Below are 13916 nucleotides of genomic sequence, written 5' to 3'. Positions count from 1 at the left end.
GAATGACTGCTATTACTATCAGCGATCAAGAATATCGCGATTTTTGTCGGTTTTTAGAATCCCAGTGCGGTATCGTACTGGGAGACAGTAAGCAATATTTGGTGAGAAGTCGCCTTAGCCCACTGGTGACCAAATTTAAGTTAAGCTCTCTTTCCGATCTACTGCGTGATGTCGTGACCGGGCGAAATCGAGAGCTACGTGTTGCCGCCGTTGATGCCATGACAACCAATGAAACCTTATGGTTTCGTGATTCATATCCTTTTACGGTACTCTCTGAACGCTTACTGCCCGAAATGGCCAAAAATAAGCGGCCACTAAAAATATGGTCAGCCGCTAGTTCTTCCGGTCAGGAGCCATATTCAATGGCGATGACCGTACTTGAACTACAACAAAAAAGACCAGGCATGCTACCGAGTGTATCGATTACGGCCACGGATATTTCTAATAGTATGTTAGATATGTGTCGTGCTGGAATTTACGATAACTTAGCATTAGGTCGAGGGTTATCACCAGAGCGTCGACGTGCTTTCTTTGAGGAAGTCGGAGATGGGCGTATGCGGATTAAAGATAACGTTAAGCGTTTGGTTAATTTTCGCCCACAAAATTTGATGGAAAGTTATGCTCTATTGGGTAAGTTTGATATCATATTTTGCCGTAACGTATTGATTTATTTCTCTCCAGATATGAAAGCTAAAGTGCTGAATCAAATGGCCAGTAGTTTAAACCCCGGTGGTTATTTATTGCTTGGTGCATCAGAGTCACTGACGGGCTTGACCGACAAATTTGATATGGTGCGCTGTAATCCAGGTATCATTTACAAACTTAAATAATACTGAATATATCCAAACAACTTGGAGTTGCAGGTAGGCGGCAAGTGAGTGACAAATTTGTCTGGAACAAATTTGAACAGCCGTTGGCCTTTGGTGAGCGCCACGGATGGCTCTCATCATCCCCATGAGCATAGACAGGCTATGCTCATGGGGTGAAAGAACGTAGCCAACACCCCTGCAGCTTCAAGTGGGAAGGATATAACAAATTAATATCGTATTGACCCGGACTTGTTCCGGGTTTTCTTTCTTTGTCTATTCTTTTTCTATGACTTGGTCTAAATTTTGCGTTAAGGCTTCCTGCACGCATAGGGCGTGTTTATTGTGAGTGGCGAGAGCCGATCATGATACGCAGGTTTTTAAAGTTGGTATGTTAATTGCTTTAAATAATCCAATCACGGTCAGTTCTTAGTTAAAGAGGCAAACATGGCTATTTCTTTTGATAAAGCACTCGGTATACATCAACATACGGTTGGTGTGCGTGAGCGTAATGCTGAGGTCATTGCGACCAACATTGCTCAAGCTAATACTCCAGGCTTTAAAGCGAAAGGAATGGACTTTAAACGGGCATTGCAAGCGGCAAGTTCAGGGGCAAGCATTAGTCTTAGCCGAACAGATGGTCGGCATATTCCTGCCTCAAAAACGGTCACAGGGGAAATGCTTTACCGGACGCCAACTCAACCCGATACCGGTGATGGCAATACGGTCGATGTCGATTTGGAGCGTAATTTATTTATGCAAAACCAATTGCGTCATCAAGCCTCGCTGGACTTTTTAGGAAGTAAGTTTAAGAACCTCACTAAAGCAATTACTGGAGGCAACTAGATGGGCTTATTTAATGTATTCAATGTGACTGGTTCTGCCATGAGTGCTGAGTCTGTTCGTCTAAATACGACCTCAAGTAATTTGGCCAATGCCGACAGCATCAGTAGCTCAGCGAAAGAAACCTATAAAGCTCGGCATGCGGTGTTTGGCGCTGAATTAAATAAAGCCCGTTACCGTAATGATCCGAATGTTCCAGTAAAAGTGTTAGGTATTGTGGAGAGTGACAAGCCACTGACTGCAGAATTTAATCCAGCTCATCCTTTAGCCAATGATGAGGGGTATATTTATAAACCCAATGTTAACGTTATGGAAGAAATGGCTAATATGATTTCTGCTTCTCGTTCATACCAGACGAATGTACAAGTTGCTGATGCAAGTAAACAAATGCTGCTGCGTACGCTGCAGATGGGTCAATAAGAGTAGGAGGTAGCAGATGGCCGGAATCAATAATATTGGTCAAAGCGGATTGTCCTATGTCGACCAGCTAAAAGCGCTGCAAGATCAGAAAAAGCCGACAGAAACCACAGGTAAACAAGATCTTAAGCAAGAAGATTTTCTTTCTTTGCTGACCAAACAGTTAGCACAACAGGATCCGTTTAAGCCCGTCAGTAATGATCAAATGATTGCCCAAATGGCTTCTTTTGCCACTGTTGATGGTATCGGAAAAATGAATGAACAGTTTGAGAATCTCAATTCATCGATGACCTCAAACCAAGCTTTACAAGCCTCGTCACTGGTTGGACGCGATGTATTAGTCCCCGGTGCTGCTGGTATAAAAACCGATGGCCCAATGGCGGCCATGGTGAAGCTTCCGCAATCCGTAGAAAACCTCTTCATCCGCATTGAAAATGAAGCCGGTCAATTAGTTCGTACTTTTGATGCTGGAGCTAAACTCGGCGGTGATAACCGCATTGAGTGGGACGGCAACGATGAAAACGGAAATCCCTTGCCGGACGGCAAATATAAAGTCAAAGCATCAGGGTTACTTGACGGAGAGAACGCTGAATTTGGAGTATCAACCTACGCCAATGTCAATAGTGTTCTGCTTGGAAAGGGTGATGGTAACGTACTACTCAATCTGGCTGGTTTTCAATCACCAGTGCGACTTGCTGAAGTACTCGAAGTTGGCAAAGCATAACCATGCTAGCTAGATAGGAGAATTAGTCATGTCATATATATCTCTTAGTGGTTTATCTTCCGCTCAGTTAGATCTTAATACCACCAGTAATAATATTGCGAACGCCAACACTTATGGCTTTAAAGAGTCAAGGGCTGAGTTTGGTGATGTTTACTCAACATCACTATTTACCAACTCGAAAACAACGCCTGGGCAAGGTGTTCAAGCGAATAAAGTTGCGCAGCAGTTTCATGAAGGTTCAAGTATTAATACTAATAATCCGATGGATTTACGTATTGCTGGAACCGGTTTTTTTGCGGTCGCTAAAGATCGTTTGATTCCTCAGCAAAATGAATTAACGCGTAACGGGGCTTTCCACCTAGATAAAAATAACTATATGGTGACCTCAAATGATCAATATTTATTAGGTTATGAAGTGAATCCAGATAATGGAGAAGTTCTTTCCTACGAGCCTAAACCGATTAATATCCCAGCACAATTTGGTAAACCTAAACAAACAGGCAATGTTGAGCTTTCAGCAAATTTACCTGCTAATGGTGACTTAAAAGATCCCGCCTTGTTCGATTTTAATGATCCCGATACTTATAACCGAACAACCTCTTCGACCATTTATGACTCAATGGGGCAGCCCTATAAGCTCACCACCTACTATTTGAAAGATCAAAACGAAAATAATAAGTGGAATACTTACTACACGGTTACCGATAAAACGGGTGAGAAACCGATTAATATTGCCAATGGTGATGCCACATCACCTTCAGGCCATGTTGGACATACGTTACGATTTAATAATGATGGTACACTCGCCAGCTTAAACAGCGGTAATCCGATTGTCTCTAACCCACTTGGGGATGGTGAGAATCCGATTGATCTAAATGGTGCTGATGGGAGTCAAACACTGGGATTTGATTTAAATGGTGCGACGCAATTTGCCGCTCCTTTTGAACTCACCAAGTTTGATCAAGACGGTGCGACGACTGGCTTTTTAACCAAAATTGATTTTGATGAATATGGTAGTGTATTAGCCACCTATTCCAACGGACAAAATGTCACTTTGGGGAGAGTCGGCATGGTACGAGTTGCCAATGAGCAAGGGTTGGATAAAAAAGGTGGCACCCAATGGGATGCTACGCAACAGTCTGGCGTTAAAATTTGGGGCGAGTCGAGTAAAGGCTCTTTTGGTACCATTAGTAATGGAGTATTGGAGCAATCCAATATCGACATGACTCAAGAACTGGTCGACTTAATTTCTGCCCAACGTAATTTCCAAGCAAACTCTCGTTCGCTTGAAGTACATAGCCAATTGCAACAAAATATTTTACAAATTCGCTAATTATTTGCTCAATTTTAGCCATTGAGCAAATAGAGGGCACAGCTCGAATTGGTTTGATACTGGTTCGAGCTTTTGTTTTTTATTTCCATTCTCATTCATTCTTTACCGCTGTATTGCCGGGTTGCCACTTCATCTGCATATTAAAACTCTAACTTATTGATCTAGAATTGTTTTATGTTTTGGTACGTTAATTGCTTATTTAGTTATTATTGATGATAGTGGAGAACCCCGAATGGATCGTGCTCTGTTTCTTGCCATGAGTGGCGCCAAACAAAATATGCAGGCGATGCAGCTAAGAGCGAACAACCTTGCCAACGTCAGTACGACAGGGTTTCGTGCAGATCTAGAGCAGGCTCGTTCAATGCAAGCGTATGGCGATGGGCTTCCTAGCCGAGTATTCAGTATGACTGAGCGGCCTGGAAATCGCTTTGATCAAGGCAGTGTCATCACCACCGGTCGAGATTTGGATATCACCATTCAAGGTGATGGTTGGTTATCTGTTTTAGATAAAACAGGTAAAGAAGGGTTAACCCGCAATGGTAATCTACGGATTGATGAAAATGGTTTATTGCTGAATGGTAATGATCATCTAGTGCTCGGTGAAACCGGGGCTCCGATTACGCTGCCGATTCCTCTGAATAAAGTTGAGATTGGTAACGATGGCACGATATCTGTTCGTCCGCAAGGGGCTCCCGCGGATGCGATGGAAATTGTTGATCGCATTAAGTTGGTTCGCCCGAATAATCAATCACTTTTTAAAGATATTAATGGGTTATTTCGGTCTAAAGAACCGACAGCCGAATATGAAGCTGATGCGAATGTAAAAATTCTCACCGGTGCTCTTGAAGGCAGTAACGTCAATGCGGTTGGTGAAATGACCAGCTTAATTGATTTACAGCGTCAGTTTGAAATGCAAGTCAAAATGATGAGCACTGCAGAAGAGATGGATAAATCATCGGACTCTTTGCTTCGTATGAGCTAAGTAAGAGGAATTTAATATGCAACCTGCATTATGGGTAAGTAAAACGGGTCTTGATGCACAGCAAACGAATATTGCTACTATTTCGAACAACTTAGCGAACGCTTCCACTGTCGGATTCAAAAAAAGTCGTGCTGTTTTTGAAGATTTGTTCTACCAAAATATTAATCAACCGGGTGGTCAATCATCACAAAACACGGAGTTACCTAGTGGTCTGATGTTAGGGGCTGGCTCAAAAGTGGTGGCAACGCAAAAAGTTCATACCAATGGCAATGCACAAACCACCAATAATAGTTTAGACATGATGATTGAAGGTGATGGCTTTTTTCAAATCTTGATGCCGGATGGAAATATTGGTTATAGCCGTAATGGACAATTCACGCTAAATGCAGAAGGCGTTATTGTAACCTCAGGGTCAGGATACGCCCTTCAGCCAGAGATTGTCATTCCTGAAGATGCCATTTCCATTACCGTCGGTAATGATGGTGAAGTTTCGGTTCGTTTACGCGGTCAGCAAGAAAACCAAGTCTTGGGGCAAATCACTACCGTCGATTTTATTAACCCTGGTGGCTTAGAGCCCGTTGGACAAAACTTGTATTTACCCACTGGAGCCAGTGGCGATCCTCAAGAGGGAGTCCCTGGGTTGGATGGGCTTGGTAACATTCGTCAATCAATGCTAGAAAGCTCCAACGTCAATGTGACCGAAGAACTGGTCAATATGATTGAAGCTCAGCGTGTGTATGAAATGAATTCCAAAGTGATTTCTGCCGTGGATAAAATGATGAGTTTTGTTAACCAACAGCTGTAATGACTAACTAAGAGACTATCTTTATGAAACATCTATTGAGTTTACTCTTTATTGCTTTTCTTTCTGGATGTAGCTTATTACAGCCACCCGTTGAGACTGCGGATGTTATCCAAGGGACAACTGTGGTTGATGCGGTTGAAGGAGATAAAGCTTCAGAAACAAGCTCAGGGCTTATGGATACGCTGCGTAATCGTGCTGACCCGGTCGCTGGCGATCCGGCTTGGGCACCGATTTACCCTAAAGCTAAGCCCGAGCATTATGCAGCGGAAACGGGTTCGTTATTTAATTTGGCTCGAGCGAACAGTCTTTATGATGATACTAAACCGCGTGGTATTGGTGACATCATTACGGTCAACTTGAATGAGAATACCAAAGCGGAAAAAAGTGCTGATGCGGATTTATCCAAAAATAACGATGCAACGATGGATCCATTAAATGTTGGCGGTCAAGAGCTAAATATTGGCGACTATAACTTCTCCTATGCCTTAAAGAACAATAATAAATTTTCTGGTAGCGCCGAAGCGAATCAAAGTAACAGCATTAAAGGTTCTATTACAGTTGAAGTGATTGATGTACTGACCAATGGTAACTTAGTGATCCGTGGTGAAAAATGGTTGATGTTAAATACCGGAGATGAATACATTCGTCTTAGTGGGACGATTCGCCCCGATGATATTGATGCAGAAAACACCATTGCATCTAACCGAATTTCTAATGCCCGTATCCAGTATTCTGGTACAGGAACCAATCAAGATATGCAAGAACCTGGTTTCTTGGCACGATTTTTTAATGTCTCTTTGTAAGGGTTATAGCTCAGTCGATATTTTGACTGTGTAAACGAGGATCAACCGCTAACTCAAGCGTGGTATCTCATAAAGAGCAAGGTGACTCACCATGAAAAAATTTACTGTGTTATTAATGATGCTGGTCGCCACTAACGCTCATGCTGTTCGTATTAAGGATGTGGCTCAGGTTGCGGGTGTCCGTAGTAACCAACTGGTGGGATATGGCCTTGTGACCGGTTTACCAGGCACAGGAGAGTCAACCCCCTTTACCGATCAAAGCTTCAATGCGATGCTACAAAATTTCGGCATTCAGTTGCCGCAGGGAACAAAACCGAAAACGAAAAACGTTGCCGCTGTGATTGTTAGTGCTGAATTACCTCCATTTTCCAAACAAGGGCAGACGATTGACGTCACCGTGTCTTCTATTGGGTCTGCTAAGAGTTTACGTGGCGGGACATTAACACAAACCTTTCTTAAAGGCTTAGATGGTCAGGTTTATGCGGTTGCACAAGGTAATTTAGTGGTGAGTGGCTTTAGTGCAACTGGAGCCGATGGGTCAAGCTTAGTTGGTAACAACCCCACTGTGGGGATTATCTCTAGTGGGGCCATGGTAGAAAGAGAAATTCCGTCCCCATTTGGGCGTGGTGATTTTATTACCTTTAATCTATTCCAATCTGATTTTACAACAGCACAGCGTATGGCTGATGCGGTTAACCAATTTTTAGGGCCAGAAATGGCCTCAGCCATTGATGCGACCTCGGTGCGAGTTCGAGCGCCAAGAGATGTGAGCCAGAGAGTTGCATTTTTATCGGCGATTGAAAATCTCGAATTTGATCCCGCGGATATGGCTGCCAAGATCATTGTCAATTCTCGAACCGGAACCATAGTGGTTGGACAGCATGTACGTTTAAAGCCTGCCGCGGTCACTCATGGTGGCATGACGGTTGCTATCAAAGAAAACTGGAATGTTTCTCAGCCAAATCCTTTAGCGGGGGGAGATACTGCAGTTATTCCGGATACTGAAATGGAAGTTACTGAGAAACAAGGAAAAATGTTTAAATTAGAGCCAGGCGTTACCTTAGATGAACTGGTTCGTGCGGTGAATGAAGTTGGAGCGGCTCCTTCTGATCTGATGGCTATTTTACAAGCCTTGAAAAATGCTGGGGCCATTCAAGGTCAACTGATCATTATCTAAGAGGTTCAGGATGATTAATAACGCGAATGATATTGGCTTTATTCATGATATTGCTAGCTTAGATAAACTTCGCCAGAAAGCGGTAAGTGGTGATGACGGCGCAGAAAAAGAGGCATTAACAGCAGCCGCAAGGCAATTTGAATCGATCTTTACTTCGATGATGTTAAAGTCGATGCGTGATGCGAATTCATCCTTTAAATCAGAACTTTTTAGTAGCCAAAATGAAGATTTTTATCGACAAATGCAAGATGAGCAGATGATCAGTGAGCTCAGTGCATCAGGATCGCTTGGTTTAGCCGATATGATCGTTGCTCAGCTTTCTGTTTCAGATGGTGGTAAACATGTTGAGGGGGATGACCGTTTTCCAGACGCGATGCAACGGGTAAAAGCTGCGCGAGAAGCTGAGAAAAACCGTCCAAGTCATGTTGAGACGACAACGACGTTGGATCATCGTGTGCATGCATTTGATAGTCCTCAATCATTTGTCTCATCGTTAAAACCTTATGCGGATAAAGTGGCTAAAACACTCGGTGTTGATGCCTCCTTACTACTAGCACAAGCAGCTTTAGAGACTGGTTGGGGGCAAAAACTGGTTTCTAATGCACGAGGCAGCAGTAATAATTTATTTAATATCAAAGCGGATCGAAGTTGGCAGGGGGAGCGAGTTGCCACTCAAACGCTGGAATATCATGAGCAAATACCAGTAATGGAAAAAGCAATGTTTCGTGCTTACCCAACATTCCAAGAGAGTTTCGATGACTATGCTCATTTTCTGGCCAGTAATCCTCGCTATCAGACAGCATTAGAGCATGGTGGAAATAATGAAACCTTTATCCGAGGCATTCATCAAGCGGGTTATGCGACAGATCCTCACTATGCGGATAAAGTGTTACGAGTTAAAGCTCAAATCGATCAAATGAATTCTATCTAACAGCCTAGGATGTTTTGCTTATTTTAAGTGAGCATCCAACCCTCAATTATTTTTATCCTTTATTTTCTTGAAGTTAGATGCTTTTTTTCTTGGCTTGAATATTGCTAGATATTTAGTAGTTAGCTAGTCAGAACTGGCATTTACGGTTTTTTTTGGGGGCAATATGGCGTCTGATCTTCTGAATCTGGGTGCGCAAAGCGTATTAACGGCTCAGAGACAACTCAACACCACAGGTCATAACATTGCTAATGCAAATACCGAGGGATACAGTCGGCAGTCTGTGATTCAAGGTACCAATCCACCGCGTCAATACGGTGGTGAAACGTATGGTATGGGTGTTCATGTGGAAAATGTTCGCCGCTCTTGGGACCAATTTGCCGTTAAAGAGTTAAACCTTGCCACTACTGACTATTCCTTCAAGCAAGATACCGAAGAAAATTTGGATATGTTGTCCAAACTGCTTTCTTCGGTGGCATCGAAAAAAATTCCAGAAAATTTAAATGAATGGTTTGATGCTGTAAAGTCACTCGCGGATAGCCCTAATGATGTCGGGGTTCGTAAAGTGGTTTTAGAAAAAGCAGGATTAATTACTCAAAATTTAAATGATTTTCATGAAACGGTACGTCGTCAGTTTGATATTACTAATAAAGGGTTAGATGTAGGTATTGAGCGTATTAACCAACTGGCACTAGAAATTCGTGATGTGCAACGGTTGATGATGAAAACACCGGGACCGCATAACGACTTAATGGATCAGCATGAGAAATTGGTATCAGAATTATCGCAATACACCAAAGTGACGGTGACGCCGCGTAAAAATGCTGAAGGATTCAATATTCATATCGGCAGTGGTCATACGCTGGTATCAGGAACCGAAGCCAGCCAACTAAAAATGATCGATGGTTACCCTGATGTAAAACAGCGCCGGTTAGCGATTGTCGAAGGGAATACCCTTAAACCGATTTCAGAAAAAGAGATTGGGGGAAAATTGGCGGCTCAGTTTGAGATGAGAGATGAGCACATCCCCTATTTAATGGATGAAATTGGTCGACTTGCCATTTCCTTTGCCCATGAAATCAACCAACTACAAAACCAAGGTTTGGATTTACGTGGTAATGTAGGAGAAAATATTTTTAGTGATATGAATTCAGCGTTTATCGCCCGATCACGCGTGGTGACGGCGAGTAACTCAAGCGCTGACATTGCTGTGTATATCGATGATCTTAGCCAGTTAAAAGGTGGCGAGTTTTCGCTGTCATATAATGGCAGTAGCTATATTGCCACCTTACCGGATGGTCAGCAAAAACCATTAACGCTGAATCAGGGCTACCTTTCACTGAATGGTTTAAAGATACAGATCAATACCCCACCAGATATCGGTGAACGCGTTATTATTCGCCCAACTCGTGATGGAGCCGCGGACATCAAAATGGCAACCAATGACGCGACAAAAATTGCCGCACAGAGTTATCAAGCTTCAACCTCTTTTGCGCAGGGCAGCGCTAAATTTACCATTGCGCAAGTTGGCGATGTCAAAGAGTTTGAAGCTTATGTTCTGCCAAGTTCAGACGAGACAAGTAATGAGATGGAAATCCGTATCGTTGATAAAAATGGACAGTTATTGGCAACGCAACCTTATCAATTTGCTCCTGGTGAAGCGGCATTAAATGTGGTGATTCCAGCTCAAACTCCAGGTGGGCAAGCGACAGAGTTTAGCTTAACCAGAGGTGCCGTCGTCAATGATAAATTTACGGCTAACCTTAACCCCGCAGAAGGGGATAACGGTAACTTGCGTAACATGCTATATCTGCAAACCAGTAAGAAAATGAACGATCATGAGTCGACCATTATTAGCCTTTACCATAATTTAAATACTGATTTTGGTTTGCAACTGTCGACCGCTTCACGTCTTACCGATGTCGCTCGTCTAGAAAAAGATTCTGCACAGTCAAGAATTGCCTCAGTATCGGGGGTTAATTTGGATGAAGAAGCCGCGAACATGATGAAATTTCAACATGCTTACATGGCTTCATCTCGCATCATGCAAGCTGCGAATGACACCTTCAATACCATTTTACAGCTAAGGTAAGGGGGATGATAAATGCTCAATCGTATTTCTAGCTTCCATAATTATCAATCCGTACAAAATGATCTTCGTCGGCAAGAAAATAAAGTACACCACAATCAAGCACAGCTCGCTTCGGGTAAAAAGTTACTCTCTGCGGGCGATAATCCATTAGCAACCCATTACATTCAAAATGTCACTCAGCAAGAAGAGCAGTTACGTCAATACCTTGATGCCATTGTGTTAGTACGTAACCGATTAGAGCACCAAGAAGTCATTATCTCCAATACAGAAGATTTCGCGGATAAAACCAAGCGGATGGTGATGGAAATGATCAATGGCTCGCTATCTCCTGAAGACCGAGCGGCCAAAGCACGTGAAATTGAAGAAATTTCTAATAACTTTTTCAACTTAGCCAATGTGCAAGATGAATCTGGTAATTATATTTTTGCTGGGACGAAGCCTAAAAATCAGCCTTTTTTCCGTGATAATTCAGGCAATGTCAGTTACTTCGGTGATGATTATCAACGGAAGATGAAAATATCCAGCAGCTTAGAAATTCCCTTTAATACACCGGGAAGTGATATTTTTATGAATATTGATAACCCATTTGGTGATTTTGAACCAGATTATGATCTCCGTGATGGATCGGAATTACTGCTGGAACGTGCAACCAATACGGACCCTGATGATTTAGCCCGTTATAAAGTGACTTTTGTTGATCTACAAAATGGTAATTTTGCCTATCAACTTGAGCGCAATGGTGAAGTCGTTGCAGTCGATGATCTGAATCCTCGTGAGGGTATCCAGTACCAAGGTGTGACGATTCATTTTAAAGGAGAGATCACGGCAGGTGATGCTATTTCACTCACTCCGCGTAAAACATTTAGTATTTTCGATACGTTTAAGCAGGCAATAGATTTATCAGAAGGTTCCGTTTCTGATGCGTCTAATACCGCAAAATTGCATCAAGTCACCGAAGAGTTCCATAGCGCTTTCATTCATCTAAATAAAGCAAGAACGGAAGTGGGGGCTCGCCTCAGTACGTTAGATATTCAAGAAGACCAGCATGAAGACTTTAAAATCAGCTTAGCGAGGTCGAAAAGTCAGTTTGAAGACTTAGATTATTCTCAGGCTGTGATTGAATTTAACGAAAATTCACGGGCATTACAGGCCTCACAGTTGGCTTTTGGTAAAACAAAAGATTTAACGCTATTTAACTACTTGTAACTTAACTACTTGTAACGGTTTGTGTTGCCATATGTGCTATGCCATATGTGCCAAAGAACAGGAGTGTCACTAACCGGTTTATATGGTTTAGGGGAGTGGACAGAGCGATGGAAAGAAAAGGCTCGATTGAGCAAAAGCGGCAAAAGAGCGGCAAGATGGGCGGTAAATTTTGCAGTGATTCTTTTTGGGCGACTTTTATAAAAAAAGAATGTTTTAAAAGGTCATTAAAAACAATATGTTAATTAATTATTCCTAGTGGGTGAAAAGTTGGCATATAAATTGAATTACTTAAATCAGAGTTGATACAACCCGTTTTTAAATATGCCAGAGGCATGTTTGGCAAGTGATTTACGGTCAGTGCTTCCAAGAGAGTAAAGCTGACCGCTTCGCAAAGGCTTGCGAACTCGATAGGAGAGCAAAGTATGACCATTAACGTAAATACCAACGTATCGGCAATGACCGCCCAACGTTACTTGAATAAATCAAGTAACGATTTAAATACCTCGATGGAGCGTTTGTCCTCTGGTAATCGGATTAATAGTGCCAAAGATGATGCCGCTGGTTTACAAATTTCAAACCGTTTAACGGCGCAATCGCGCGGTCTTGATGTAGCAATGCGTAATGCTAATGATGGTATTTCTATTGCTCAAACCGCTGAAGGGGCAATGAATGAGTCAACCAGTATCTTACAGCGTATGCGTGACTTGGCTCTGCAATCTGCCAATGGAACTAACTCTTTATCTGAGCGCCAAGCGCTAAATGAAGAAGCATCAGCTCTGCAAGATGAGCTGAACCGGATTGCGGAAACAACCTCATTTGGTGGTCGTCGACTGTTGAATGGATCGTTTGGTGAAGCATCCTTCCAGATTGGTTCAAGCTCTGGTGAAGCGATTATTATGGGTTTGACCAGCATTCGTGCTGATGATTTTCGGATGGGTGGACAGTCTTTTATTAGCACGGAAGGTAAAAATAAAGACTGGGCTGTTCCATCAACGGCTAATGATCTTAAGTTTGAGTTCACTGATAAAGCTGGCGAACCTGTTGCCATCGATATTTTAGTCAAAACTGGTGATGATATTGAAGAAGTGGCCACTTACATTAATGGTCAGACTGATCAGCTTACCGCTTCTGTCGATGAAGACGGAAAACTGCAAATTTTTGTCGCTGAACCGAATATTGAAGGTAACCTGACTATTTCGGGCGGGTTGGCTACCGAATTGGGGTTAGAAGGCGGCCCTGGTAAAAAAACAACGGTGCAAGATATTAATATCACAACAGTTGGTGGTTCACAGAATGCCGTCGGGGTGATTGATTCAGCATTAAAATACGTTGACTCACAGCGTGCCGATCTCGGAGCGAAGCAAAATCGCTTGAATCACAGTATTAACAACTTGGCTAATATCCAAGAAAACGTTGAAGCATCAAAGAGTCGCATTAAAGATACCGACTTTGCGAAAGAGACAACGCAATTAACCAAAGCACAAATATTGCAACAGGCTGGTACCTCCATTCTAGCTCAAGCAAAACAGTTGCCAAACTCTGCAATTTCATTATTGCAGTAGTCCCCTGGTTCTTCATTGATAAGCTCAGACGTGAGTATGTAATGAAGATACCTTGGCAAAGTGTGATTATTGGTGATTAGTAAGTTCTCTCAGATACACCTGCTTGCTGATTGAAAGTAATCATACACTCAGGTTAGCCTAAATGTGTTCATTTCTCTTGATCTCCACATTGGCAATGGCTACCTACCATAGCCCCGGTTCTCTCAAAGGAAAAGGGGCTTTTTCTTTCTTTTTTTAT

12 protein-coding genes and 2 pseudogenes are annotated in these 13916 nt (G+C 42.6%); all 14 read left to right on the top strand.

Annotated elements, in window-relative coordinates; translation table 11 throughout:
* Positions 1–2: 2 nt before the first annotated feature.
* A complete protein-coding gene (locus CAG57_RS15445) occupies positions 3–830 on the top strand; it encodes a protein-glutamate O-methyltransferase (RefSeq protein WP_099611584.1) in 828 nt (275 codons plus the stop codon).
* A 423-nt stretch (positions 831–1253) separates the two neighbouring features.
* Positions 1254–1652, top strand: a complete 399-nt coding sequence (flgB, locus tag CAG57_RS15440; protein ID WP_099611582.1) for a flagellar basal body rod protein FlgB — start codon at positions 1254–1256, stop codon at positions 1650–1652.
* Complete coding sequence (gene flgC / locus CAG57_RS15435; protein WP_099611581.1) at positions 1653–2069, top strand: flagellar basal body rod protein FlgC; 417 nt, start codon at positions 1653–1655, stop codon at positions 2067–2069. It abuts the gene before it with no gap.
* A 16-nt stretch (positions 2070–2085) separates the two neighbouring features.
* The gene (locus CAG57_RS15430) at positions 2086–2790 is read left to right on the top strand and encodes a flagellar hook assembly protein FlgD (protein WP_099611580.1); all 705 of its coding nucleotides are present in this window, start codon (positions 2086–2088) and stop codon (positions 2788–2790) included.
* 28 nt (positions 2791–2818) lie between these two features.
* Positions 2819–4123 carry a flagellar hook protein FlgE gene (gene flgE / locus CAG57_RS15425; protein WP_161433770.1) on the top strand — a complete coding sequence of 435 codons (1305 nt, stop codon included), beginning with the start codon at positions 2819–2821 and terminating at the stop codon, positions 4121–4123.
* Positions 4124–4355: 232 nt separating this feature from the next.
* Positions 4356–5105, top strand: a complete 750-nt coding sequence (locus CAG57_RS15420; RefSeq protein WP_099611578.1) for a flagellar basal body rod protein FlgF — start codon at positions 4356–4358, stop codon at positions 5103–5105.
* A 16-nt stretch (positions 5106–5121) separates the two neighbouring features.
* On the top strand, positions 5122–5910 hold the full coding sequence (gene flgG / locus CAG57_RS15415) for a flagellar basal-body rod protein FlgG (RefSeq protein ID WP_099611577.1): 789 nt from the start codon (positions 5122–5124) through the stop codon (positions 5908–5910).
* A 23-nt stretch (positions 5911–5933) separates the two neighbouring features.
* Entirely contained in the window at positions 5934–6713 is a 780-nt protein-coding gene (gene flgH / locus CAG57_RS15410; RefSeq protein WP_161431119.1) for a flagellar basal body L-ring protein FlgH, read from the top strand.
* A gap of 91 nt (positions 6714–6804) precedes the next feature.
* Positions 6805–7890: a flagellar basal body P-ring protein FlgI gene (locus tag CAG57_RS15405; RefSeq protein ID WP_161427337.1), complete on the top strand. Its 1086-nt coding sequence runs from the start codon at positions 6805–6807 to the stop codon at positions 7888–7890.
* Between the two features lie 10 nt (positions 7891–7900).
* Complete coding sequence (gene flgJ / locus CAG57_RS15400) at positions 7901–8821, top strand: flagellar assembly peptidoglycan hydrolase FlgJ (protein ID WP_161427338.1); 921 nt, start codon at positions 7901–7903, stop codon at positions 8819–8821.
* Between the two features lie 163 nt (positions 8822–8984).
* Positions 8985–10374 (top strand): annotated as a pseudogene (gene flgK, locus CAG57_RS15395) (flagellar hook-associated protein FlgK); the annotation flags it as partial.
* A 152-nt stretch (positions 10375–10526) separates the two neighbouring features.
* Positions 10527–10910, top strand: a pseudogene (locus CAG57_RS16315) (flagellar basal body rod C-terminal domain-containing protein); the annotation flags it as partial.
* 12 nt (positions 10911–10922) lie between these two features.
* Positions 10923–12116 carry a flagellar hook-associated protein FlgL gene (gene flgL / locus CAG57_RS15390; RefSeq protein WP_099611572.1) on the top strand — a complete coding sequence of 398 codons (1194 nt, stop codon included), beginning with the start codon at positions 10923–10925 and terminating at the stop codon, positions 12114–12116.
* Positions 12117–12538: 422 nt separating this feature from the next.
* The gene (locus CAG57_RS15385) at positions 12539–13678 is read left to right on the top strand and encodes a flagellin (RefSeq protein WP_099611571.1); all 1140 of its coding nucleotides are present in this window, start codon (positions 12539–12541) and stop codon (positions 13676–13678) included.
* Positions 13679–13916 lie beyond the last annotated feature (238 nt).

The sequence above is a fragment of the Vibrio sp. V30_P3S12P165 genome (genome assembly GCF_009904905.1).
Taxonomy (GTDB): Bacteria; Pseudomonadota; Gammaproteobacteria; order Enterobacterales; family Vibrionaceae; genus Vibrio; species Vibrio fujianensis.
The sequence above is the reverse complement of the archived record's forward strand: the minus strand, read 5'-3'. Positions and strand labels throughout refer to the sequence as shown.